Source organism: Savagea serpentis (assembly GCF_015351395.1).
In the GTDB taxonomy this organism is placed as follows: Bacteria; Bacillota; Bacilli; order Bacillales_A; family Planococcaceae; genus Savagea; species Savagea serpentis.
Window position 1 is genome coordinate 157149 of sequence record NZ_JADKPV010000003.1, and the last position, 25513, is coordinate 182661.

At 40.7% G+C, this 25513-nt stretch carries 24 protein-coding genes and 1 other annotated feature; of the genes, 4 read left to right on the forward strand and 20 right to left on the reverse strand.

Annotated features, from left to right (window positions below; translation table 11 throughout):
* Positions 1 to 11: 11 nt before the first annotated feature.
* The 6 genes from IRY55_RS08220 to IRY55_RS08245 form a co-directional block, all read right to left on the reverse strand.
* A complete protein-coding gene (locus IRY55_RS08220) occupies positions 12 to 1556 on the reverse strand; it encodes a 2-isopropylmalate synthase (RefSeq protein WP_194562824.1) in 1545 nt (514 codons plus the stop codon).
* A gap of 30 nt (positions 1557 to 1586) precedes the next feature.
* On the reverse strand, positions 1587 to 2579 hold the full coding sequence (ilvC, locus tag IRY55_RS08225; RefSeq protein ID WP_194562825.1) for a ketol-acid reductoisomerase: 993 nt from the start codon (positions 2577 to 2579) through the stop codon (positions 1587 to 1589).
* 29 nt (positions 2580 to 2608) lie between these two features.
* A complete protein-coding gene (ilvN, locus tag IRY55_RS08230) occupies positions 2609 to 3127 on the reverse strand; it encodes an acetolactate synthase small subunit (RefSeq protein WP_194562826.1) in 519 nt (172 codons plus the stop codon).
* The gene (gene ilvB, locus IRY55_RS08235) at positions 3124 to 4863 is read right to left on the reverse strand and encodes a biosynthetic-type acetolactate synthase large subunit (RefSeq protein ID WP_194562827.1); all 1740 of its coding nucleotides are present in this window, start codon (positions 4861 to 4863) and stop codon (positions 3124 to 3126) included. Before ilvB ends, ilvN begins: the two co-directional genes overlap by 4 nt.
* Positions 4864 to 4957: 94 nt before the next feature.
* Positions 4958 to 5210: a binding site (T-box leader), on the reverse strand.
* Position 5211: 1 nt separating this feature from the next.
* Complete coding sequence (gene ilvD, locus IRY55_RS08240) at positions 5212 to 6879, reverse strand: dihydroxy-acid dehydratase (protein ID WP_194562828.1); 1668 nt, start codon at positions 6877 to 6879, stop codon at positions 5212 to 5214.
* A gap of 229 nt (positions 6880 to 7108) precedes the next feature.
* On the reverse strand, positions 7109 to 7606 hold the full coding sequence (locus IRY55_RS08245; RefSeq protein ID WP_194562829.1) for a competence protein ComK: 498 nt from the start codon (positions 7604 to 7606) through the stop codon (positions 7109 to 7111).
* A gap of 206 nt (positions 7607 to 7812) precedes the next feature.
* Between IRY55_RS08245 and IRY55_RS08250 the strand changes: the two genes are divergently transcribed.
* The gene (locus IRY55_RS08250) at positions 7813 to 8304 is read left to right on the forward strand and encodes a sigma-70 family RNA polymerase sigma factor (RefSeq protein ID WP_194562830.1); all 492 of its coding nucleotides are present in this window, start codon (positions 7813 to 7815) and stop codon (positions 8302 to 8304) included.
* 66 nt (positions 8305 to 8370) lie between these two features.
* On the forward strand, positions 8371 to 9303 hold the full coding sequence (locus IRY55_RS08255) for an LCP family glycopolymer transferase (protein WP_194562831.1): 933 nt from the start codon (positions 8371 to 8373) through the stop codon (positions 9301 to 9303).
* Positions 9304 to 9344: 41 nt separating this feature from the next.
* On the opposite strand, the gene IRY55_RS08260 is transcribed toward IRY55_RS08255, so the two are convergent.
* A complete protein-coding gene (locus IRY55_RS08260) occupies positions 9345 to 9944 on the reverse strand; it encodes a hypothetical protein (RefSeq protein WP_194562832.1) in 600 nt (199 codons plus the stop codon).
* Between the two features lie 74 nt (positions 9945 to 10018).
* Positions 10019 to 10558 (reverse strand): 5' nucleotidase, NT5C type, encoded by a 540-nt coding sequence (locus IRY55_RS08265; RefSeq protein WP_235961092.1) that lies wholly within the window; start codon positions 10556 to 10558, stop codon positions 10019 to 10021.
* A gap of 159 nt (positions 10559 to 10717) precedes the next feature.
* Between IRY55_RS08265 and IRY55_RS08270 the strand changes: the two genes are divergently transcribed.
* Positions 10718 to 11407 (forward strand): FadR/GntR family transcriptional regulator, encoded by a 690-nt coding sequence (locus IRY55_RS08270; RefSeq protein ID WP_194562833.1) that lies wholly within the window; start codon positions 10718 to 10720, stop codon positions 11405 to 11407.
* The gene (locus IRY55_RS08275) at positions 11407 to 12579 is read left to right on the forward strand and encodes a CynX/NimT family MFS transporter (RefSeq protein WP_194562834.1); all 1173 of its coding nucleotides are present in this window, start codon (positions 11407 to 11409) and stop codon (positions 12577 to 12579) included. The genes IRY55_RS08270 and IRY55_RS08275 overlap by 1 nt, the downstream gene beginning before the upstream one ends.
* A gap of 70 nt (positions 12580 to 12649) precedes the next feature.
* Here IRY55_RS08275 and IRY55_RS08280 read toward each other — a convergent pair whose 3' ends face one another.
* The 12 genes from IRY55_RS08280 to IRY55_RS08335 all read right to left on the reverse strand — a co-directional run bounded on the left by IRY55_RS08280 (position 12650) and on the right by IRY55_RS08335 (position 25408).
* The gene (locus tag IRY55_RS08280) at positions 12650 to 13834 is read right to left on the reverse strand and encodes an MFS transporter (protein WP_194562835.1); all 1185 of its coding nucleotides are present in this window, start codon (positions 13832 to 13834) and stop codon (positions 12650 to 12652) included.
* Between the two features lie 93 nt (positions 13835 to 13927).
* On the reverse strand, positions 13928 to 15343 hold the full coding sequence (locus tag IRY55_RS08285) for an NAD-dependent succinate-semialdehyde dehydrogenase (protein ID WP_194562886.1): 1416 nt from the start codon (positions 15341 to 15343) through the stop codon (positions 13928 to 13930).
* 146 nt (positions 15344 to 15489) lie between these two features.
* Positions 15490 to 16569: a tartrate dehydrogenase gene (locus tag IRY55_RS08290; RefSeq protein WP_194562836.1), complete on the reverse strand. Its 1080-nt coding sequence runs from the start codon at positions 16567 to 16569 to the stop codon at positions 15490 to 15492.
* 32 nt (positions 16570 to 16601) lie between these two features.
* Entirely contained in the window at positions 16602 to 17546 is a 945-nt protein-coding gene (locus tag IRY55_RS08295) for a transketolase family protein (protein WP_194562837.1), read from the reverse strand.
* On the reverse strand, positions 17543 to 18382 hold the full coding sequence (locus IRY55_RS08300) for a transketolase (RefSeq protein WP_194562838.1): 840 nt from the start codon (positions 18380 to 18382) through the stop codon (positions 17543 to 17545). Before IRY55_RS08300 ends, IRY55_RS08295 begins: the two co-directional genes overlap by 4 nt.
* A complete protein-coding gene (locus IRY55_RS08305) occupies positions 18383 to 19480 on the reverse strand; it encodes a 6-phosphofructokinase (RefSeq protein WP_194562839.1) in 1098 nt (365 codons plus the stop codon).
* Positions 19481 to 19498: 18 nt separating this feature from the next.
* Positions 19499 to 20482 carry a LacI family DNA-binding transcriptional regulator gene (locus IRY55_RS08310; RefSeq protein ID WP_328799641.1) on the reverse strand — a complete coding sequence of 328 codons (984 nt, stop codon included), beginning with the start codon at positions 20480 to 20482 and terminating at the stop codon, positions 19499 to 19501.
* Positions 20483 to 20512: 30 nt separating this feature from the next.
* Positions 20513 to 21523, reverse strand: a complete 1011-nt coding sequence (locus IRY55_RS08315) for an NAD(P)-dependent alcohol dehydrogenase (RefSeq protein ID WP_194562841.1) — start codon at positions 21521 to 21523, stop codon at positions 20513 to 20515.
* Between the two features lie 13 nt (positions 21524 to 21536).
* Positions 21537 to 22811: a TRAP transporter large permease gene (locus tag IRY55_RS08320; RefSeq protein WP_194562842.1), complete on the reverse strand. Its 1275-nt coding sequence runs from the start codon at positions 22809 to 22811 to the stop codon at positions 21537 to 21539.
* Positions 22805 to 23302 carry a TRAP transporter small permease gene (locus IRY55_RS08325; RefSeq protein WP_194562843.1) on the reverse strand — a complete coding sequence of 166 codons (498 nt, stop codon included), beginning with the start codon at positions 23300 to 23302 and terminating at the stop codon, positions 22805 to 22807. Before IRY55_RS08325 ends, IRY55_RS08320 begins: the two co-directional genes overlap by 7 nt.
* Before the next feature lie 32 nt (positions 23303 to 23334).
* A complete protein-coding gene (gene dctP / locus IRY55_RS08330) occupies positions 23335 to 24357 on the reverse strand; it encodes a TRAP transporter substrate-binding protein DctP (protein ID WP_235961093.1) in 1023 nt (340 codons plus the stop codon).
* 19 nt (positions 24358 to 24376) lie between these two features.
* Positions 24377 to 25408, reverse strand: coding sequence for a zinc-dependent alcohol dehydrogenase (locus IRY55_RS08335; protein ID WP_194562844.1), 1032 nt, complete (start codon positions 25406 to 25408; stop codon positions 24377 to 24379).
* Positions 25409 to 25513 lie beyond the last annotated feature (105 nt).

Here is a 25513-nt window from a genome sequence, read left to right on the forward strand (position 1 = left end):
GTTGCTCCCCCTTATTTCGCTTCCATTGCTTGTTTTTTCATCGTGTCGCGCATAATGCGTCGATTCACTGCGTTAACGTATGCTTTCGCTGACGCTTGTAACACGTCTTGCGCTGCATCGCGTCCTGTGAAACGTTCGCCATCAATACTTAAGTTAATGACTGCTTCGCCGAGTGCATCGCGCCCTTTGCCGACCGATGTCACACGATAATCTAAAATGTGTACTTCGCCGCCAACTAATTTTTCAAGTGTGTTGAAAATCGCTTCTACTGAACCACCAGCTCCGACTGATTCCACTGTTTTTTCTTCTCCTTCTGGAGTTGTCGCAGTGATTGTCGCATGTGGTTCATTATTGCGATATTCTACTTGTGTACGTTGTAAACGATACAATGGAACATCTGTATTTTTCGTTTGTTGATTTGTGAATAAGAAGAATAAATCATCTTCTGTCACTTCTTTTTTACGATCCGCAAGTTCTTTAAATGCAATGAATGCTGCATTTAATTGCTCGTCTGTTAATTCAAAGCCCATCGAAATCGCACGGTCTTTAAATGCGTGACGTCCTGAATGTTTGCCGAGTGCGAGTGGTTCATCTTTCGCACCAATTAATTCAGGCGTAATAATTTCATACGTTTCACGATTTTTCAACATACCGTCTTGGTGAATGCCTGATTCATGCGCAAACGCATTGCGACCGACGACCGCCTTGTTCGGTTGAATGACGACACCTGTTAAACGGCTCACCATTTGGCTCGTCTTTTTCGTTTCGACTAAGTTAACGCCTGTATCGACGTTGTAGAAGTCCTTTCGAATATGGAACGCGACTGCGATTTCTTCAAGCGCCGCGTTTCCTGCGCGCTCACCGATTCCGTTAATCGTTCCTTCGACTTGCTCTGCGCCATTTTGCACAGCGGCGATCGAGTTCGCGACAGCCATTCCTAAGTCGTCATGACAGTGACATGATAATTTCACGCGATCTGCACCTTTTGCGTTCTCTTTCACATATTTAAACATCGCACCGTACTCTTCCGGTGTCGCATAGCCGACCGTATCTGGTAAGTTAACCGTCGTTGCACCTGCTTCTATGACTTCACCGACGATACGTGCTAAAAAGTCTAAATCTGAACGAGAAGCATCTTCTGCTGAAAATTGTACGAGCGGGAAAAACTTACGCGCGTATTTTACTGCAGCGACTGCTTGTTCAACCACTTCGTCTGGCGTGCGTTGTAATTTATATTTCATATGAATAGGACTCGTTGCGATAAAGACGTGTAAATGTGGTTGCGCGCCGACTTTCAACGCTTCCCAACTCGTATCGATATCGCGTTCAATCGAACGAGCGAGTCCTGTTACGATTGAATTTTTGACTGTTTTTGCAATTTTATTGACCGCATCGAAATCTCCGGGTGACGAAGCAGGAAAACCTGCTTCGATGATCGTCATACCGAATTTTTCTAGCTGCTTCGCAATCTCCAGTTTTTCTTGAGTATTCAAGTTGATTCCTGCCGATTGCTCCCCGTCTCTTAGTGTTGTGTCAAATATGTCGATTTTCTTCACTTCGCCACCCCTTCTTTCGTTTTTGGAAAATTATTTTTGATTCACAAATGGCATCATTGCGCGTAACTTTTTACCAACTTCTTCGATCTGATGCGTTTTATCTACTTCTTTCATTTTGTTGAATGTCGGACGGCCTGTTTCGTTTTCGTTGATCCATCCTTTTGCGAATTTACCTTCTTGAATGTCTGTGAGTAAACCTTTCATCGCTTCTTTCGTCGCGTCTGTTACGATGCGCTCTCCTGCAACGTAGTCACCCCACTCAGCTGTATCTGAAATTGAATAACGCATTCCTGAAAGTCCACCTTCGTACATTAAGTCAACGATTAATTTAAGTTCATGTAATGTTTCAAAGTATGCGAGCTCTGGTTGGTATCCTGCTTCGACTAATGTTTCGAATCCAGCTTTTACGAGTGCTGTTGTCCCACCGCAAAGTACTGCTTGCTCACCGAATAAGTCTGTCACTGTTTCTTCTTCGAATGTCGTTTCAAGAACACCACCGCGTGCTGAACCGATTCCTTTTGCGTATGCGAGTGCAACGTCTTTCGCTTCGCCTGATTTATCTTGATAAATTGCGAAAAGTGCTGGTACTCCTGCACCTGCTTCGTACGTACGGCGAACGAGGTGACCTGGTCCTTTCGGTGCTACGAGGAATACGTCAACGTTTTCAGGTGGTGTAATTTGACCGAAGTGAACGTTGAATCCGTGTGCGAACACGAGTGATTTTCCTTCTGTTAATGCTGGTGCGATTTCTTCTTCGTATACTTGCTTTTGACGCTCATCTGGGAGCAAGATCATAATGAGGTCTGCTGCTTCTGCCGCTTCTTTCACCGTCATAACTTCCATGCCGTCTTCTTTCGCTTGGTCGAATGAGCCACCTGGACGAACTCCTACAACTACGTCGAATCCTGAGTCTTTTAAGTTGCGTGCGTGTGCGTGTCCTTGTGAACCGTACCCGATGATTGCGATCTTTTTATCTTTCAAAATTTCTTCATTGATGTCTTGGTTGTAATACATTTTAGCCATTATAAATGCCCCCTAATTTTTATGTTTTTTTATTGTAAAAGAGATAATTGCGGTGTATCGGAAGACTTCTGCATTTCGCGGACGAAAGCAGTCGCTCCTGTGCGCGTTAACTCTTTAATACCATATGGTTGAACGAGTTCGATAAACGCCTCGATTTTCGTCGGGTCGCCCGTCACTTGATACGTAACGACGTTTTTCCCACTGTCCACGATCGTCGCTCTAAATGGATCGACAATCGCATTAATTTCGCTACGGAGATGTGGCGGCGCAAGCACTTTGATGAAGGCCAGCTCTCGCATAACGATCGATTTTTCTGTAATGTCTTTCACTTTTAATACGTCAATTTGCTTTTGCAATTGTTTGACAATTTGTTCGACTTTACGCTCGTCTTCAACATTGACGATGAATGTCATTTTAGACATCCCTGCCGTCTCTGTATGACCGACCGTAATACTTTCGATATTGAACTGGCGTTTCATTAAAAGACCTGTCACTCGGTTCAAAACGCCACTTTGGTTGATGACGGTTACTGTGATTACTCGTTTCATTGACGTTTCACTCCAATCATTTCATTAAGTCCCGCGCCCGGTGCGACCATCGGATAAACGTTCTCCATCTGCTTGACGCGACAGTCAATTAAAACAGGCTCATTATTCGTCAATGTTTCTTCGAATACTTGGCGCGCTTCTTCTAATGTGTCAACGCGGTATGATGGAATGTTGTACGCTTCTCCTAATTTTACGAAGTCTGGCTGTACTTGAATGAGTGATTCAGAATAACGCTCGTCGTAAAACTCTTCCTGCCATTGACGAACCATGCCGAGTGCTCCGTTGTTTAAGATGATCACTTTCACTGGGAAACGGAATTCTTGAAGCAATGACAACTCTTGAGCCGTCATTTGGAATCCAGCATCTCCGACGATAGAGACGACAGTGCGATCTGGTTTTGCGATTTGTGCGCCAATCGCTGCTGGAAATCCGAAGCCCATCGTTCCAAGTCCACCTGAAGTGACCCAAGAATCCGGGTGGTTCAAGCCGTAATATTGTGCCGACCACATTTGATGTTGCCCGACGTCTGTCGTAACGACCGCATCGCCTTTTGTCACTTCGTGCACCATTTGAAGTGCTTGCTGTGGCAAAATATACTTCGGATCTTCTTTGTACCAAAGTGGGTAGCTAGTTTTCATATCTTCAAGCTGTGCTGTCCACGCACTGAAGTCTTGCATCTTGAAGTCTTTTTTCAACATCTTCTCTAAGGCGCGTTTCGCATCTCCGACAATCGGCACTTCCGTCGGTACGTTTTTGCCGATTTCTGCTGGATCGATATCGATATGAACAACTTTTGCATTCGATGCAAATACGTCTAAGTTTCCTGTCAAACGGTCATCAAAACGAGCCCCGATATTGACGAGAACATCACAATCGCTAATTGCCATATTCGCTGTGTAATAGCCGTGCATCCCTGCCATACCTAAAAACTGAGGATGATTTCCTGCAATGGCGCCGAGTCCTAATAAAGTACTCGTGACCGGAATTTGATGTTTTTCGACAAATGTTTGTAATTCTTCTGTCGCTTTACTATGCAAAACGCCTGCACCGATTAAAAGTAGTGGCTTTTTTGCTTCTTTTAAAAGCTCAATCGCTTTCTCCACTTGCAAATGATTCGGTTCGACAGTCGGTTGATACCCTGGTAAGTTTACTTCTTCATGAAAAGCGTCATCGCTACCTGTGAAGATTTCTGTCGCGACGTTTTTCGGAATGTCGACAACGACGGGACCTGGACGTCCTGTGGATGCGATGTGGAATGCTTCGTTTACGATACGCGGTAAGTCATCCACTGTTTGCACTTGATAGTTATGCTTCGTAATCGGTTGCGTAATGCCGATAATATCTGCTTCTTGGAATGCGTCTGTTCCGATCACTGTAGTAGATACTTGACCAGTAAAGACGACGAGTGGAATCGAATCCATCATCGCATCCGTAATTCCTGTCACGAGGTTTGTTGCGCCTGGACCGCTCGTTGCAATGACGACGCCCGGACGTCCTGCGACACGCGCATAACCTTCCGCTGCGTGAATCGCACCTTGTTCGTGACGCGTCAAAATGTGACGGATTGGATTTTTGTAAAGAGCATCATAAATCGGCAAAACTGCTCCTCCTGGATATCCAAAAATAACTTCAACACCTTGCTTGTGTAACGCGTCAATTAATACTGCTGACCCATCGTAAGGCTCAATTCGTTGTGACTGCTCCGTTGCTTGTTTTTTAGCTGCTTCTGCATTCATATCTTTTCCTCCTCGCTTCATTTACCAAAAAACAGATGTAACATAACTAAAATAAAAAAGCTCTCTCATCTCTACGTAAAGAATTCTCTCTCTACATAGGGATGAAAAAGCTTCATGGTACCACCCTAATTCACGACATATTTGTCGCCTCTAGCAAGCTGATCCAACCCATCAGCTTGAATGATTCATAACGAGCGTGTTTTCGCCCGGACTTGCCTATACGTCATCTGACATTCAGCAAATCACTCCGAGGAGATGTCGTCATTAACTGCATTGCTAAGTCTCACCAACCCTTAGCTCTCTGAAAATGCGTCTGTTAATCACTTTTCCCTCATCAACGTTTTCGTGTTAAATTTTCATCACACCACCTGTGCTCGCGCTTGTAACAAGCTTTGAATAACGAGCTAAGTAGCCTTTTTTAATTTTCGGTTCAAATGGAGCTAACTTCGAACGACGCTCTTCCAATACTGCGTCATCGACGAGTAAGTTAATCGTACGTTCTGTTAAGTTAATCTCGATTGTATCGCCATCTTCAACAAGTGCAATCGGTCCGCCTTCCGCCGCTTCTGGCGAAATATGTCCGATGGAAATCCCACGCGATGCTCCCGAGAAACGACCGTCTGTAATGAGTGCGACTTTCGTTCCGAGACCGCGTCCCATAATGGCTGACGTCGGTGCGAGCATTTCTGGCATTCCTGGACCACCTTTTGGTCCTTCATACCGGATGACGACGACATGTCCTTCTCGAACTGTTCCATCATCGATACGCGCTTGCGCTTCTTCTTGTGATTCAAATACGATGGCTTCTCCAGTGAATGTCTTAATGGAAGGATCAACCGCTCCAACTTTAATGACACCGCCGTCTGGTGCGATATTTCCGAATAAGACGGAAAGTCCACCAACTGGGCTGTACGGGTTATCTTTTGTACGAATCACTTCTGTATTTGTAATATGGTAATCTTGGACGTCTTCACCGATCGTCTTCCCTGTGATTGTTAAACGATCGGGATGAATCGCGCCAGGAATTTTCGTTAATTCATTAATGATGGCGCTGACGCCACCTGCTTTGAAAATATCATCCATCGAAATATCCGATGCTGGCATAATCTTCGCTAAATATGGCACACGCTCTGCTACGGTATTAATATCGCGAACATCGTATTCAATCTCCGCTTCGTGAGCAATCGCTAATGTGTGAAGTACTGTATTTGTTGAACCACCCATCGCCATGTCGAGTGCAAATGCGTCGTCAATCGCTTCTTTCGTTACGATATCGCGCGGTTTCACATCTTCTTTTACCATGCGAATGAGGTGTTTCGCTGCTTCTTTAATTAATTTGTGACGTTCATCGCTCGTTGCGACAATCGTTCCGTTTCCGGGAAGTGTCACACCTAGCATCTCCATCAAGCTATTCATCGAGTTCGCTGTGAACATTCCTGAACATGAACCACATGTTGGACATGCATTGTTTTCAATATCAAGCAATTCTTCTGCTGTCATTTTTCCTGACTTATACGCTCCGACACCTTCAAAAACAGAAGTTAATGAAAGCGTCTCACCTTTTGAAGAAATGCCCGCTTCCATCGGTCCACCTGAAACGAATACGCTCGGTACGTTCGTACGTACTGCAGCCATCAACATTCCTGGAGTAATTTTGTCACAGTTCGGGATGTAAAAGACACCATCGAACCAGTGAGCGTTAATGACCGTTTCAGCAGAGTCTGCGATAATTTCGCGGCTCGGTAATGAATAGCGCATTCCGATATGTCCCATCGCAATTCCATCGTCAACACCGATCGTATTGAATTCAAACGGCACGCCGCCTGCTTCCCAAATCGCTTCTTTGACAATTTCAGCAAAAATATTTAAATGTTTATGTCCTGGAATAATATCGATATAAGAGTTACAAACTCCGATGAACGGTTTTTCTAAATCTTTCGTCTTCACGCCTGTCGCATACAAGAGACTGCGGTGTGGAGCACGATCGATACCTTTTTTTATCATATCACTACGCATATCATTCGCCCCTACTCAATCAATCCATTACATTTTTCAATTACGAGATTGTTCACTCTTTCCTAAAAAATCTGACAAATCAAACAATTGAAATTGATTAGTAGCTATCATATATCGTTTTTTAAGAATCGTCAACCGTATTTCTGAAAGTTTTTCAAAACGTCTGATAATTCAAATAGATTATCAGACGTTTGTATACGCTTACAACTGTTTCAGACATACATTTGGACTATTTCACCCATTCAGACAAAGTTTTGTCGCATTTTAAAGAATATGTCAAACTTCCGAGGTCTTCCCTCATCAAATAGCGACATGTCATCAATGTATGTTGCAATCGGTAACTTTGTTGTCTCAAGCTATAACGAGATGCTTTTATATCGAACTCTTCGCCGTTTAACAAGCGAATCGTCAACCATCCCTGTTCTTTTTGCTTCATATGAAATGGATGTTGAAAAATATAACAACAGTTCGGATCTTTTGACGATGCTGTCGGAAAAGCTCCTATCTCGCAAGGTTTGATTAAAATCGGAGTTTTCTTTTCATAACCTAATAACTGCTTTACCGCTTCTTTCCGCCCTTCTTTCGTCGAAAAAGAAGATAAACAAAACTGCTCGATTAATTGCTTTGGGGTTTCGTGTCGCTCTACTGTTCCATCTAATGTATAGACGATGCTTTTCGTCTTTCCGATAAAATGTGGCGCAATGGCTAAAATACGTTCTACTTTCATCCGTTTCTCTCCTTTACCTCCAACATTTTCATTCATTTTTTATTTTTACACCGGTCTTTTTGAAAAATCAACTAAATACTCATTCCAAAATTTAATTTTAACCCGGGCGTTTTTTAGTTTTGCTCAGTCGCGTATATTTCCTTCTTTTTTTACAGTGAAGTCACCTAGGAATATTCGTTTCGTGCACGAACAGACTGGAGAAAAAATTGGACTACGAACAAGTATTAGAACAATATCGCCCGATGATTTCAGCCATCATTCGTGATTTCAACATCTATACAGACTTTGAAGACTATGAACAAATTGCAATGCTTGCCCTTTGGCAGGCGATTCAAATTTATGATGAGGAGCGTGGCGCTTTTTCTTCGATTGCGTACACTTTAATGAAGCGAGCAGTCGGAAATGCGTTGCGCAAAAACATCCGAGCGGCGAAGCAAGTGCCTGTCGAATCCGATACATTACAATATTTAACGGAAACGACAACGGATGAAAATGAAGCAGAAGAATGGCTCGCGCTCATTTTTGAACATCTGTCACCCGAAGAACAGCAACTTGCCTATCTTTATTGGATTGAAGAAAAACCAAATGATGAGCTCGCTCAGTTGTTTCAAATTTCATATGAAGGGGTAACGAAACGCAAATATCGCTTGCTGAGAAAACTAAAGAAAATTGCCACTTCTTTGCAAAAAAATGATTAGGTAAAGCAACTTTCTCATTTCAATGAGCGTCTAACTATGGAAGATGAATCACTTGGAGGCGCAATTATGACTAGTCGAATAGAAAGAAAGAGAAAGAAAAAAAGAGCGGTGTGGAAATGGATTTTACTCATTTTCGCCATCGTTCTCGCAGCAGGCGTCGCTTATGCTGCTAAAATGTACATCGATTTAAAATCGACCGTTCAAAATATACATGAACCAATCGATAGCGAAAAAAGAGAGGATGATTTAACATTTCACGAACAAGAGCCGTTCTCTGTCTTATTGCTCGGTGTCGATGAAAGACCCGGAGATGGCGGACGATCCGATACGATGATCGTCCTCACCGTAAACCCTGAGACGAACTCGACAAAAATGTTAAGCATTCCGCGCGACACGTATACCGAGATTGTCGGACATGGGACTTCGGATAAAATTAACCATGCTTACGCATACGGCGGAGCGAAAATGGCCATTCAATCGGTTGAAAACTTATTTGATATACCGATCGACTTTTTCGTTCAAGTAAATATGGAAAGCTTTAAAGAAATCGTCAATGCTGTCGGTGGCGTCGATGTTATCAGTCCATTAGACTTCGATTTAGAAGGGTATCATTTCAATAAAGGACCGCTCACTTTAAATGGAGACGAAGCGTTAAAATACGTCCGCATGCGGAAGGAAGATCCACGTGGAGACTGGGGACGACAAGACCGTCAACGTCAAGTCGTGGAAGCCGTTATGAAAAAAGGCGCTTCCGTCAGCACGCTCGTCAATTACCGTCCGATATTCGACGCGATTCAAAACAATTTCAAAACGAATATGACATTCGACGAAATGGTTTCGATTCAAAAACATTATAAAGACGCGGCGAAACAGTTGGAACAACTTCATTTAGAAGAAGGCGAAGGTCAATTTATCGGCAATATTTGGTACTACATGCCGAACGAAGAAGAATTAAACGAAGTCATTCGTACATTACGCGAACATTTAGAATTACAATAATAGAAAAGAGCATTCCGCTAATTAGGCAGAATGCTCTTTTTTTATGAAAACAAAATACGTTCATCTTGATTAGCTAAATAAAGTCGCCCTAATTCATTCCGATAACTTAATGTTTCTTTCGCTACAGGAGCTGCGATTTTCATTCCATTATCGAAGACGATTAAAGAACCTACACTATATTCTTTCTCTCGTTTCTCCTTCATGATTTTCTCTTGTTTCTTCAAATTCGGCTGACGCATTTCTAATGAGGACATATTGGATGACGCGCTGTAATAATAGTTAAAAATTCCGAACAAGCGATCCGCACGATACCAAATGCTCTGTTCATTGCGCTGCCCTTCCGTCGGTGTGAAAATATACGTCTCTTCATCTACAGTAAACGTAATCGGCACTTTGTACAGCTTTTCATTTTGATAAATCAACATTTCTGGAAACTTGTTCAAGTGCTCGATTCGTTGGCGAACTAATAAATCATAGTTCAAACCGTAGTTCTCTAGTGAATATTTCAACTGATAAAAAGGATTGTGCCAAGCAGCATAATAGTTATCGCCTTGTAACACAAATGACCGCTGACGTTCTCCGGGAAGAAATGCTAAAATATCCGCATGAAAACTAGGCGTGTAATATTTGGAATCTTTCATGATTGTCACTCCTTAAAATCATTAAAATATAGAGGGATACAATATATTTTAATGATTCACTTTAAAGAGTCAATCTATTCCACTAGCTGTTTGAGGAAATAATGTTCAACCTCTGCCCAATTTTTCATTTTTACATCGTACTCAACATGGACATTGTTCGGTGCTTCAAACATCACTCCTCGTCCTGTGAAACTCGTCAATTGTGTAATATTATCATCGATTAAATAATCGGCGTGGATCACTTTTTTATCTCCGCAAAACACGAATAAACTCGGATTTAAAAATGGGAAATGCTCGCGCAACCAATCGTATTTCGCATCGAATGAATTCGGAACTTCCATCGCTGCCGTCGCGATCATAATTTCATAATGCTCACTCAAACGATGCAACACTTCTTGACTCCCTTCAATCACAGGGAATGTGCGGAAGTAATCGCGCTCTTGAATTTTTTCAAAAAAGTATTCTAAATCATTCGGAAATAAATCCATAATTTTTTTACCTTCTAAATCCCGCTTCGTAAAATTCGTGCCAACATGTTCATTCATTAGCTTTAAAGATGTTCCTGAAAAGTCAGCTAACACTTCATCCATATCTACCGCAATTCTTTTTTTCAATTTCTTCTCTCCTTCAATCACCATTTCTTCTAGTATATACTTTTTTCCTCTTTCATTTGCAAATTTCATGTTCTATCATTGTGAATTTACTGTGATTATGTTAAAATTTTTCAAACAACCAATCATCCTACAACTTTACTTAGAGAAAGGATTTTTCATATGCATACATTATCGAGGAAAACGCTCGTTGAACAAGTGACGGAGGCCATCGAACGCGAAATTGAAAATGAAACGTGGCCGGTCGGTTCGAAAATTCCGTCCGAACCAGAACTTGTCGAACGCTTCGACGTGAGTCGCAATACGGTGCGTGAAGCGATTAAAGCGCTCGTTCATACCGGCGTCTTACAGTCGAAACAAGGTAGCGGCACCATCGTTTGTGCACGCAATAGCTTTTCAGCGGTCATTCAAAAAGAACTCGCAACGCAACAGTTGCGCCATACGCTCGAAGTCCGCTTCGCTTTGGAGCGAGAAGCCGCACGCCTTGCGAGCTTGCATCATACGGACGAACAATTACTTCATATGAAACGAGCGATGAAACATGCAAGAACAGCTTTAGAAGGACATGATATCGAAGCCTTTTTAAAAGCGGACTTTGCTTTTCATGAAGCGGTCATTCATGCGTCTCACAACGACTTATTAATCGACCTATACGGTCAATTGTCCGAACGTATCGAACAATCGATTCGCGAACTCGTTTCCACTGATCAAGAATTTGCGATTCATCGTCATATTCATACCGAATTGTTCGAAGCGATTCAACAACGGGACGTCGCACAAGCTTTAATTGAAGCAGAACGCTATATTACGCAATTTCAACATGTGTACGAAACAGCTAAAGGAGAATTATAATGACAAAATCTTCAACGAATAAATCATGGCTCCTCATTATTGGAATCATGCTCATTGCGGCGAATTTACGAGCACCGATTACAGCAGTCGGCTCTTTAATTAACGATATCGTCGACGACTTACAACTATCGAATGCGGTCGCAGGTTCCATTACGACGATTCCGTTACTCGCGTTCGCCATCTTCTCACCGTTCGCTCCGAAAATTGCACAACGATTCGGGTTAGAACGGACGATTTTTTACTCGATGATCGCTTTAACGATTGGGATTTTCATTCGTTCAACATCTTCTATTGCTCTACTATTTGGTGGGACCATTTTGCTCGGATTAGCCATTTCAATCGGGAACGTATTACTTCCTGGATATGTAAAATTAAAATTCCCTCATCAAATCGGCTTGATGACTGGTTTATATGCTGTCTTTATGAACATATTCGGAGCACTTGCATCAGGGATTAGTGTACCGCTATCCAATGTCGGTTCACTCGGCTGGCAAGGAGCACTCGCGGTATTCGGCGGGCTTTCTTTACTCGCGACCATCGTTTGGATGCCACAGCTAAAACAAAATATCGTTCCACCGAAAGTGACGTCTCAAGAGAAAAAGCCTTCACTTCTCAAATCACCACTCGCTTGGTCGGTGACGCTATTTATGGGGACACAATCTCTACTCTTTTATACGATTGTCGCTTGGTTACCGCCGATGCTTCAGACGAAAGGGTACTCACCTGAAAGTGCTGGATGGATGTTGTTTGCTGTACAAATGACGATCGTGCCCGTTACGTTCATCGTACCGATTATCGCGGGTAAAATGAAAAATCAATTCGGATTAGCGATTTTTACTGCACTCGCTTTCGCAACAGGTATTATTTTCTTAATTATTAATGAGCCCATTCTTATTCTTCCTGCTGTTATTTCACTCGGGATTGGAGCGGGTAGTGCGTTCAGTTTAGCGATGATGCTGTTCACATTGCGCACGAATACAGTAGACGAGGCAGCTCAATTATCTGGTATGGCACAATCTGCGGGTTACTTACTCGCCGCAACAGGCCCGGTCATCTTCGGGAAACTGTACGACTTAACATTAGACTGGGACACATCCCTCTACATTTTACTCAGCATGACCCTCATTATTTTATTCGCCGGTCTTTATGCAAGCCAGTCGAAAACGGTATAACTTCTAAATAAAAAAATGTGTGACATCCGCCATATAATCTGGGTGTCACACATTTTTAAAATTTCTATGCTTATATTCTTTCCCTTCTAAATGAACGCATTATTAAAATCAAAAGTGCGACGAGCGCTAACACAAAACAAAAGACAAATACTGATTCGTATTGTTCACCTCGAAGGAACACAGAAGCGAGTAATGGCCCTAAAACAATACCAAAAGCATAAAAAGACTGAAACAGTCCCATAGCTCCCATCTTAATATCAGGCTCAACCGTTTCAATCGCTCCAGCTAAAGTTAAAGGAAATACAGGTCCAAGCGCTCCACCAATGACGATATGTGCTACATAAAAAATCCATAAAGAAGTTGTCGAAGCAAGCAATATAAATGCGAACGCTATGCTGACAAAACACCCTATTAATATACGTGAACGTTGTTTAAGAGATAAATCAAATCTCATTAAAACAAATGCCCCTAAACTATGAGGGAGAAAAAAACTTAAAACAACCCAGATCATCGCCTGTTCTCCGACTCCTAGTGTCGTCGCATACGGAATCGAATAGCCGAATATTGTAATAAATAAAAGAGCATGTCCGAGTAATGAAATGACACCACTCCTCCATGTATCCCGATGATGTAAAATACGTTCTATTAACGCTTTAAGAGACCCCTTTTGCGTTTTAGTTACTGGCGGGAATTGGATTTGCATCATGCAATATAAGCCTGCTATTGTACTCATTAACGCTAGTATAAAAGGTATTTTCCAACCAAAATAGTGGACCATATATCCTGTCATTGACATACAGACAAGCTGTGTCGTAATCGTTAAAAACTGAACGAATCCCATCGCTTTTGCAAGATGTTTTGTTGAGAAGAAGGTTGCATAAAGAACAGTTACCATCACCCACATAGAAGCACTAATCCCAATCATAAAGCGCGCTAAAAAAACTGATGTGAATGAATTTGAAACAATTAAAAGAAAAGAACTGAAAAAGGCGAATATAAAGCTACTTCGAAAAAACATAATTTGGAATTTCGGATATCGACTCGCCCAGACCCCTAAAGGAAAACGAAGAAGAACTTGTGATATTCCATAGCTTGCTAATAATATGCCAATTGTTAACGTGCTAAATTGAACATGTTCAAGATATAAAGTAAATGTGGGAACATAAATATAGTTAGAAAACCAAAATAAAATAATGGTTAAAACAAAAAATAGATGACTTCTTTCCATAGTAGAATCTTGCAAATATTTCTTCATAAATTAACCTGCTTTCTATTTAGAAAAAGCGTTTTGACATTCACCGAAGTGCATGTCAAAACGCTTAATCTATGCAGTTTGTTCTAACGATACTTAATTTAAGCCAATCGAAATAAATTTCGTTTCTAAGAAATCTTCAATCCCTTGTCTTCCGCCTTCGCGACCTAAACCACTTTCTTTGAAGCCACCAAATGGCGCTTGCGGTGTTGAAGGAGCGCCGTCATTCACCCCGACAATTCCATACTCTAACGCTTCACTCACGCGAATCGCATCCGATAAATTTTGCGTAAATACATACGCTGCTAATCCAAACGGAGAATTATTCGCTCTTTCAATCGCTTCTTCGACAGTTTTAAATGTCGTGATCGGTACGAGTGGACCAAATGTCTCCTCATACATACAAAGCATATCGTCTGTCACACTTGAAATCACAGTAGGCTTATAATAGAAACCGTCCGCTTCTATATAACGTGTGCCCCCTACTGTAATTTGAGCGCCTTTCGAGCGAGCATCTTCGACATGTTCATTCACTTTAGAAACCGCTGCCTCATCAATTAATGGGCCGATGTCTGTTTCATCTTCTAAACCGTTTCCAATACGGAACTGTTTAACCGCTGCTGTAATGCGTTCAACAAATTCCACTTCAATCGATTCATGAACGAACACACGATTCGTACAAATACACGTTTGTCCAGCATTGCGGAATTTCGATGCTAGTACACCTTCAACCGCCCGATCTAAATCTGCATCTTTCAAGACGAGGAAAGGCGCATGGCCTCCTAATTCTAACGATACCTTTTTCATCGTATCGGCCGCATCTTTCATCAATTGTTTACCGACTTCCGTCGAACCTGTAAACGTTAATTTGCGAACGCGTGAATCTTGATTCCATACTTCGCCAATATCACGGCTTGAGCCTGTTACGATATTGATGACACCTTTTGGAATGCCTGCTTCTTCCGCGTACTTCACTAATAAAATCGCGGTTAATGGTGTTTGACTTGCTGGCTTCATCACAACGGTACAACCCGCTGCGAGAGCTGGTGCTACTTTACGTGTAATCATCGCTGCTGGGAAATTCCAAGGGGTGATCGATGCGACAACACCGATCGGTTGACGATGGACAACGAGTCGCTTATTCGCATGAGAAGCTGGAATCGTTTCTCCATAAATGCGCTTCGCTTCTTCCGCATACCAAAGAACATACGCATTCGCATAACGTACTTCTCCTAACGCTTCACGCAAAGGCTTCCCTTGTTCTTGTGTCATCGTCATCGCAATTTCTTGCTCATTTTGTTGAATTAAAGAATACCAACGATACAAATATTGGCTGCGTTCTTCCGCTGTCAATGCACTCCATGCTTTCAATGCTCCGTGAGCTGCATCAACCGCTGAAGCAGCAGCTTCTGCACCACCATATGGAACCGACGCAATCGTTTCACGCGTCGCTGGATTTTCAACATATAATCGCTCTAACTCTTTGCCTACCCATTCACCGTCAATATACATTTCATACTGTTTCATCCTATATACGCTCCTCTCATCTTGAACACGTGAAAACAAACCTTTTTCGACTACGGTTTTTGAAATGAAATGCTGAGTTTCTCTTCCAAGTTGACGTTTGTAGCGAAAAAGGTCATATTTTCATCACGTGACTAATTCGACTGTTGAATTGTTTGAATCAATTGTGCGATTCGATTGCCCACTTCAGATGTAGAGCCATCACCCCCTAAATCAGGCGTTAACACTTCACCTTCTACAAGTAAATGTTCAATCGCTTGAATGAGAACAGCGCCTTCATCCGTTAAATCGAAATGATCTAACATCTGGCTCGCTGACCAAATCGCAGCGAGAGGATTCGCTTTCCCTTGTCCAGCAATATCTGGAGCTGACCCATGAACGGGTTCAAACATCGATGGAAAAGCACGCTCTGGATTAATATTTGCACCTGCGGCAAGACCCATTCCTCCTGCGATTGCTGCTCCGATATCCGTCATAATGTCGCCAAATAAATTGGATGTGACGACGATTTCAAAACGTCCCGGATCATTGATCATATGCATCGCCGCTGCATCTACTAAATAGGAATATGTCGTAACGTCTGGATAATCTTTTGCGATTTCTTCAAATAACTCATCCCAAAAGACCATAGAATACTGCAAAGCATTTCCTTTACTAATACTCGTTAACGTTTTCTTTTCACGACGCGCTAGTTCAAATGCATAACGCATGACACGCTCTGTTCCGTGACGTGAGAATACTCCTGTTTGTAAAGCGACTTCTTGAGGCTGACCACGATACAACCATTCTCCCGCTCCCGCATACTCACCTTCTGTATTTTCGCGAATAAAGGTCATTTGAATATTATCAACCGTTCCTTCTTTCAATACAGTCGGTGCACCATTCAATAAACGAATCGGGCGTAAATTAATGTATTGGTCAAATTGCTTCCGAATAATTAATAATAAATCCCATAATGAGACGTGATCCGGTACACCAGGATATCCAACTGCACCTAAATAAATAGCGTCAAACTCACGCAATACGTCCATGCCATCTTCAGGCATCATCCGTCCTTCACGTAAATAATATTCACAACCCCACGGTAAATGAACGAATTCAAATTGAATTCCCTTTTCTTGCAGTGTCGTTAAAGCTTCAATTGCCTTAATTCCTTCAGCAATCACCTCAGGACCAATCCCGTCCCCTGCAATTACTGCAATTCGATAAGTCATGTTCTCTCCTCCTTTTCTTTCATCTTGTCACATCAAGCCTTGTTATAAAAGTCTTTTATTTTACGCACCATACAAGAAACAGATAAGCCATATTTCTCTAATAATTGTTCATTAGGAGCCGATTCTGCATTGCGGTCTTCCACACCGATTCGTAACATCTTCGTTGGGTGCTGTTCGCCAAGCACTTCTGCTACTGCGCTTCCAAGCCCACCTAAAATACTATGTTCCTCAGCCGTTACGACGAGATTTGTTTTTTGAGCCGTTGCTAAAATCGCCGCCTCATCTAAAGGTTTAATCGTCGGCATGTGCACAACTTCAACTGAAATTCCTTCATCTGCTAACTGTTTTGCCGCTTCCAACGTACGACTTGTTTGTGTTCCAGTCGCAATAACCGATACATCTGTCCCTTCTTTCAATGTTACCGCTCGGCCAATTTTAAAATCATAATCCTCAGCAAAAAGATAAGGATACTCATCTCGAGCTAAACGAATATAAACTGGTCCATCATAATCATTCGCAGCACGCATCGCTTTCTCCACTTCCACATTATCAGCAGGTGCAATGACGACCATATTTGCTAATGTTCTAAAAATCGCAATATCTTCTAAAGCTTGATGCGTCTTCCCTGTTAATCCTGTCAATAAGCCACTATAAGCGCCAACCATTTTAACATCTAATCGTGGTTGAGCGATTTGTACTTGAATTTGATCCAACGCACGTTTTGATAAAAATGCTGCAAATGTTACAGCCCACGGTTGCAAACCTGTTGAAGCTAAACCTGAACAAACACTTAACATATTTTGCTCCGCAATTCCCATCTGTAAAAATTTTTCTGGTTTTTGATTCGCAACTACATCTGTTTTTGTTGAATTTGCTAAATCTCCGTCTACTGCGTACACCCGTGCATCTTTTTCAGCAAGCTCTAAAATGACTTTACTAAAGCGATCACGCATTGCGCCTTTTTGAATTTTTGTCATCCTTCCATTCCCTCCGTTTCTAATTCAGTTAATGCGAGTTGAAGTTCTTCTTGAGTCGGTACTTTCGAATGCCATAAATAAGCGCCTTCCATGAAACTTACTCCTTTTCCTTTAATCGTATTGGCAATAATGACAGTCGGTTTCCCTTTTGTTTCGCGCGCTTCTTTAAATGCTTGATCTAACGAGTCATAACAATGACCGTCTATAGAAATCACATGCCATCCAAATGCTTTCCAACGGTCTGACGGATCTTCCAGCGGTGCGTTGCGCGTCACTTGATCATCACTCCACCCAAATTGCTGAAGTCGGTTATTATCAACGATACAAACTAAATTATCGACACCATATTTTGAAGCAACATCTGCTGCTTCCCAAATTTGGCCTTCTTGTGATTCACCGTCCCCAATCATGCAGTACGTTCTAAACGATGCATTTTGTGCTTTTGCCCCTAGCGCCATACCTAACCCTGCAGACAAACCTTGTCCTAAAGAACCCGTTGACATATCTAAACCAGGAAGAAGCGTCATATCTGGATGCCCTTGTAAACGTGAATTTAAAGCATCGAAAGTTGTTAACTCTTCCATAGGCAAAAATCCACGATACGCTAATACAGTATATAGTGCGATAGCCGAATGACCTTTCGATAAAATAAAGCGATCTCTATTTTCTTTTCGTCCATCTTTCGAATCAATGTTCATCTCTTTAAAATATAAATAATTCAAAACGTCTACTGCGGATAAAGGACCTCCGATATGTCCCGCTCCTGCATGATGAATCGTTTCAAGAATTGTGCTACGAATTTGCTTTGCTCTCGTTTCCAATTGTTTAATCTCCATTTATACTTCCTCCTCATAAATCGTGTTCATATTTCGCCAAAAAGAATCAAATTGTTCATTCATTTGCAATGTTGAATCATCGTACCAATCTTTTGGAACTTCGTGATCTTTATGAATAACTTGACTTAATGGAACTGTTTGGTAAAGCGCTTTCCCATTTAAAAAATAATTAGAAATCATTTGATTTCTTTTCCCTTTCATCATATGTTGAATGCCATATTGTCCTTGCTTATAAGCTAAGTCGACATCCATTGGAGACAATGATTGAATCGTACACCTTTGAAGTATACCTGGATTTGTATATTTAATATCAATCGTAGAAATTGAAGTTTGTAGTAAACGTTTTAAAGTCTGACCGATTGTTTCATCTCTTTTTTGAGGATAAGCAACGACTCCTTCTGCTACTATGCAAACAATCGATTGCCCTCGCTGAATGGCATATAAAATCTCATTTAATAATTGATCATAAGAAACCGAAACTTCGGGAATTAAAAGAATGGTATGGATTTTTTCATTACTCGCATGAATATATTGTTGGCAACTCGCTGCTAACCATCCGACAGTACGCCCCATCGTTTCCACAATTTCAATGGTTTGACGCTTACGGTAACTCAATATATCGTGCGACATATTGTGCAATGTTTCGGTTAAGTATTTGGCAGAACTTAAATAGCCAGGCGCAATCGTCGTGCCGAATATATCGTTATCGATCGTCTGTGGAAATCCAAAGATGATCGTGTCAGGACAATAATCACCAATCCGCTTTGTCAAACGCATCGTTCCATTGCCACCAATCATACAGACATAACGGATTTCCCACTTTTGAAAAATTGTACAACACCTTTGTAATTGTTCTTCCGATGGGCGATAGCGACTTGTTCCTAAAATAGCTCCTGGCTTTTGTTTAATATGTTGATAAGGGGAAGGAGAAGAAAGAGAAATAATATCTTCATTCAATACTCCTTCAATCCCTCCTAATGCTCCTAAAACATGCATTTCAGAATAATTTGTTTCAATATAATCGACAATGCCTTGTAAAGTCGCATTCATAACTGCTGTTGGCCCGCCAGATTGCACAATGAGTATATTTTTTTTCATAATATGCAGTCCTTTTTATTAAGTAGATTGACGAATCATCAAAGTAGGGTTAAATTTCAAATTTTTATTTTGGACAGGAATCCCTTGAATTTTATTTACGATTAATGAAATACATGCTGCGCCTATTTCTGGAATGGGTTGTGCTACAGATGTTAAAGTTGGCTGAACAATTGTTGCAATCGACGTATCGTCGTATCCGACAATTGCTAAATCTTCCGGAATCTCAAAATCTAAATCTCTTGCAGCTCGAATGGCACCCGCTGCAAGCAAGTCATTACAAGCGAAGATCGCTGTAGGTCGCTTCGCATCACTTAACAAACGACGAGTTTCCTTAATCGCTTCTTCGACATGTTCCACACCTTCAATATATTTAAAATTAGGCCATAATGGAATTTCCTGTTCTTCCAAATAGGTGTTGAAACCACGTATTCTTTCACGGTTTGACCATAAGTCACGTCCGAGTATACCGATATATTGATGCCCCTGTTCCACAAGATGTTGCGCTGCTAAATATCCACCATAGTAATCATCATTTGCTACAGACATAACTGCAAATTCTGGTAGTTCACGTGCTACAATCACAACAGGTATATTCCGTTCAATCAATGTTTCAACAGGTTTCATCTGTTCAAAACCAGATGCTAGTATAAATCCATCCACTTGTTTTTGAATGAGTAAATCAATATACTCGCTTTCTTTTACTGAACTATAATCTGTATTACAAATCACGACATTATAATCAAGATCTTTCGCGCTATCTTCAATGCTTCTTGCGAGTTCAGCAAAGAAAGGGTTTGCTAAATCAGGAATTAATAACCCGAGTGTATTCGTATTTTTACCTGTCAATGCTGTTGCGATAATGCTCGGTCGATAATTTAACTCTTTCATTACCGCCAAAACATTTTCTCGTGTTTCTACACTGATGCGTCCTTTATTATTAATAACTTTCGAAACCGTCGCAATCGACACACCTGCTTTTTCTGCAATGTCATAAATCGTCACTTTCAAAAAACTTACCACCCTTTCACATCACTAGTCGTTCGGTTTCACCACTATCTTAATATCATTATGTGAAAGTGTCGTCGCACGTTGCATCGCTTCTTGCACTTCTTTCATAGGAAATATAGAAGTAATGAGGAGAGAAGCCTCGTGCGGATATTGTTCAAGAATTTTTAAAGCTAACGGGAACGTATGAACATAACGATAAACCGTTTTTAAATCAATTTCCTTTTGAATCATTTGAATAATATCTAATGGCACTTCTTTCGAAGGGAATCCGACTGCTACAATTGTACCACCTTTTTTTGTCACTCGAACAGCTTCATTTAAAGCTACTCCAGATCCAGATGTTTCTATGACGACATCAAATGATTCATCCACACATTTTTCATGGCGAACATTAAGAGCATGCATCGCTCCAATTTTCTTTGCTACTGTTAACCGATCCTCTTGAAAATCTCCTACAGTAATTTCCCCCGCTCCAAAAGCGCGAGCGGCGAGAACAGTCACTAAACCTACAGGCCCCATGCCCGATATATAAACGGTCTGACCAGGTTTCAAATCCGCTCTTCTTAAAGCATGGATTCCTACAGATAAAGGCTCCGCTAAAGTAGCAATTTCAAAATTCAATTCATCTACTATCGGAAATACGACGCGACTTGGCACAGTTACAATTTGCTTTAATAAGCCTGGGTTTGGAGGTGTCGATAAAAAATACATCGCTTCACATAAGTGATATCGTCCTTCTCTACAATAAGAACAAGTTTCGCAATGAATCCCTGGTTCTATGATGACACGATCTCCTACTTGAATAGTCGTTACGGAAGAGTCTACTTCAATCACGACCCCACTTGCTTCATGGCCCTGTACATGTGGAAATTGTACAGAACGCTTGCCAATATGACCATGTTGATAATAGTGCACATCCGAACCACAAATTCCTACCGCTTCAATTCGAATTTTCACTTCTCCTACACCACATACTGGCTCCAATTGTTCTTGCACTTCCACTCGCTCTAAAGCGGTCAATACTGCTGCTTTCAAATCAATCACTCCTTTACTTTAATAGAGAAGGTAACCATGTTGATAATGGTGGGAAATACGTAATAATTAATATATCTAACACTAATATTAAAATTAACGGAATCGCATACCGAGCGATTCGCACGATACTCAAATTGGTTAATTGAGACACGACGAATAAGTCAATCCCAACAGGCGGTGTCACTAATCCTAAAGCTAAATTCACAACCATGATGACGCCAAAGTGAACGGGATCTACACCTAAATTAGTCGCCGTTCCAAACAATAGTGGCACTAATATTAAGATAGCTGCTCCACCTTCTAAAAACATTCCTGTAAAGAATAAAATAATATTAACGACTAGTAAAAATACGTACTTATTCGTAATGAATGAAGAAATTGTGTCGTAAATCATATCCGGTACACTATTGATTCCAATGAAGAAACCAAATAATCCTGCCGCACCGATGACAAGCATAATAATCGAACTACTAATTGCACTATCTTTAAACACGACTGCTAATTGTGGAATTGTAATATCTCGATAAATGAATAAACCGACTACAAGTGCATAAACAACTGCTACGACTGACGCTTCTGTCGGGGTAAAGAAACCAGAATAAATACCTCCTAAAACAATGACAGGCATTAAAATTGCGAAGAAAGCTTCGAAAAATGCTTTCACAATACTTGGAAATGGTTGTTTTTCTGTTCCTTGATAACCGTTTTTCTTAGCGATAAAAAAGGCGCTAATTAATAAAGAAATTGTAATTAAAAATCCTGGTAAAATTCCAGCGATAAATAAATCACTAATAGAAACTTCGGCGGCCACTCCATATAAAATCATCGCGACACTCGGAGGTATAATAATACCTAAAGCGCCTGCAACCGCTTGATTCGCTGCAGCATATTCAATTTTATAGCCTCTTGCTACCATCGCTGGAATTAAAATCGATCCGATGGCTGCAGTAGTTGCAGCGCCTGATCCTGAGATTGCTGCAAAAAACATTGATGTCACAATCGCTACCATCGCTAAGCCACCTGTAAAGTGCCCCACTAAAGAACTTGCAAAATTTACGAGTCGCTTCGACATGCTCCCAGCGCCCATGAGATTCCCCGCTAATATAAAGAACGGAATCGCCATTAAAGGAAATGAGTTTAAAGATACAAAAATACGTTGTGGTACTGTTTCTAAAGGAATCACTTCATGCATCGTAATGCCGAGTACGGTAGAGAGCCCTAATGAAATCGCAATCGGTACTCCTAAAAACATTAAAACGAATAGTGAAATAAAAAATGCGATTAACATGAAGTTTCATCCCCTTTCATCCAATGCTCTATTAAACTCGCGAGAGAATTTAATAACATTAATCCTCCACCAATTGGGAGTGACATATAAATATATTTCATCGAAATGCCTGTTCCAGGTGCAATTTGATTTGTAAAATTAGACGCTAAATTCATGCCGTATACAATTAATACGATAAAAAACACAATCGAAAATAGATGCATCAAATAAAAACTAACTTCTTTCATCCAACCCTTTAATTGTTCAACGACAATTTCTACAGAAATTAATTTGTTTTTCCGATGAGCAATCGCCGCACCTAACATAATCATAAAAATCATTAAAAAACGTGTTAATTCTTCAGACCAACTCAAAGAGGAGCCAATAAAGCGTGAAACAACTTGCCAAAACGTAATCATCGTAGTGAAAAACAAAGACAATGCTAATAAGTAACCGATAATTGTATTCACATGATCCATTAAATTCAAATATACTTTCCCTATTTTTTTCATATATTCCCTCCTCTTGAGTCCTCTGTTCATCATTAATATTCGTAATTTTGAATACGTTCTATTAAATCTTCTCCTAATTTCGGTGCCCACTTATTGTAAACGTCATCTACTTTCGCTTTGAAACTATCCTTATCTGGTTCTGTAATCGTAAGTCCTTCTGCTTCTAAAAATGCACGAGCCTCTTCAATTTTGTCCTGGTTAAATTGTCTTCCTTTTTCTACAGCTATTTGTGCTGCTTCTACTAATGATTTTTGTTGTTCTTCTGTTAAGCGATTAAATGAAGCTGTCCCGATAGAAATTGGCGCTGCACTAAAACGATCTTCTAATAAAGCGACACTTTCTTGCACTTCATAAATCTTTGATGACTTAATCGTCGCTAATGAATTAGAATGACCATCAATGACACCTTGTTGAAGAGCTGTAAACACTTCTGTCCAAGCCATCGGTGTAGGGTCCGCTCCGAATGCTTTCCACGTATCAATTTGAATTTCATTTTCTTGAACACGGATTTTCATTTTAGCGACATCTTCTACTTTTTGAATCGGTTGATTAGATGTCGTCGCAACAAAACCATTTTCAATCCAACCTAAAATTTTAACATTCGCTGCTTCTTCAAACATCGCATTCAATTCATCACCGATTTCACCGTCAAGCACTGCATAAACGTGCTCTCTATTATCAAATAAAAATGGTAAATCTAAAATATTAAATTCTTGATTCCAGTTCCCCATCGGTCCTGCTGACTGAATGGCCATATCGACCGCACCCATTCCCATTGATTCGAACACTTCTCGTTCTCCACCTAATGAGTTATTCGGATGAATTTTCACTGTCATTTGACCATCTGTAATTTTCTCTAACTCTTCTTGAAATGCCTTTGCTGTTAAACCGAACTTCGCATCTTCCGGTTCTGGAATACTCAAATCCAATACGACTTGCTTACCTGTACCTTCTTTTGAACCCGTATCTTTTGGCTTCTCTTCCTTATCCCCTGAACAAGCTGCTAACATAAAAATCACCATTGTCATTAAAAAACCTGATACTATTTTTTTCATTGTAGTGCCTCCCATTTGATTATTCATATTTCAATAACACTTTAGCTTCTTCTTTATTTTCACAAGAAGTAAATGCGTTCTCCCAATTGTCTAACGTTTGAATACTTGTAATAATTGGTTTCAATTGAATTTCATTTTGTTCGTACAAGTTCATCACTTTTTCCCAAGTGGAAAATGAATGAGCCAGCGTTCCAAAGACTTGCAATTGTTTGTACGTAATTAAGTCAAAATCAAAGGAAAAAGCTTCTCCGACAATTCCAACTTGAATATGTTTTCCTAAAGGCTTCAATTGTTCAAAGCATGAACGAATCGCATGAGCAGATCCTGAACAATCAATGGTCACATCCACTCCTGCATTTTGGGTTAAGCGCTTAACCTCTGATGTTAAATCTTGCTTTTCTACATTAATATAATGATGTACTCCCAATTGTTGCGCAATCGTCGTTCTCTTTTCATCAGCGTTCGTGCCAGTCATTATAATACGACAGCCTTTTAACTTTAATAAAGCTAAAGTTAATAAACCAATAGGTCCGGGTCCTGTCACTAACACAGTATCGCTAGCCTGAATTGTCGTTAATTCTTCCACCGCTTGCACAGCGCATGCTAAAGGCTCCGCGAGTGCTCCCTCTTCTAAACTGATATGATCAGGTAGCTTATAAAGGACTTGACTATTAATGGTGACGTATTTTGTAAACCCTCCATCTACACCATGTCCCATCCCTCGCCGCGTTTTACAGAACATATAAAAACCAGTACGACAGTAAGAACAAACTCCACATGTTTGCTCCGTAGATCCTAAAATAGCTACTCGATCGCCGACTTGAATATGTTTAACATCTTCAGCAACACTTTCCACAATTCCTGAACTTTCATGGCCCAAAACGACAGGGGGATAACTTTTAAATGTATCATGAAAAATATGCAAATCGGTTCCACATATACCTGTAAACGCAACTTTCACTTTCGCTTCTCCTAGGTTAAGCGCTTTCTCTTTGATGTTTAAAAGCTTAATATTCCCCTTACCTTCTTGCACTTTTACAATTGCTTTCATGAATTCACTCCTTTTATAGAAAATAAGCACCTATTGGTAAAGCGCTTTCTTTATGTTGAATTCATTTTATCTTTACTTTCTGAAAAATGCAACACTTAATTTCAT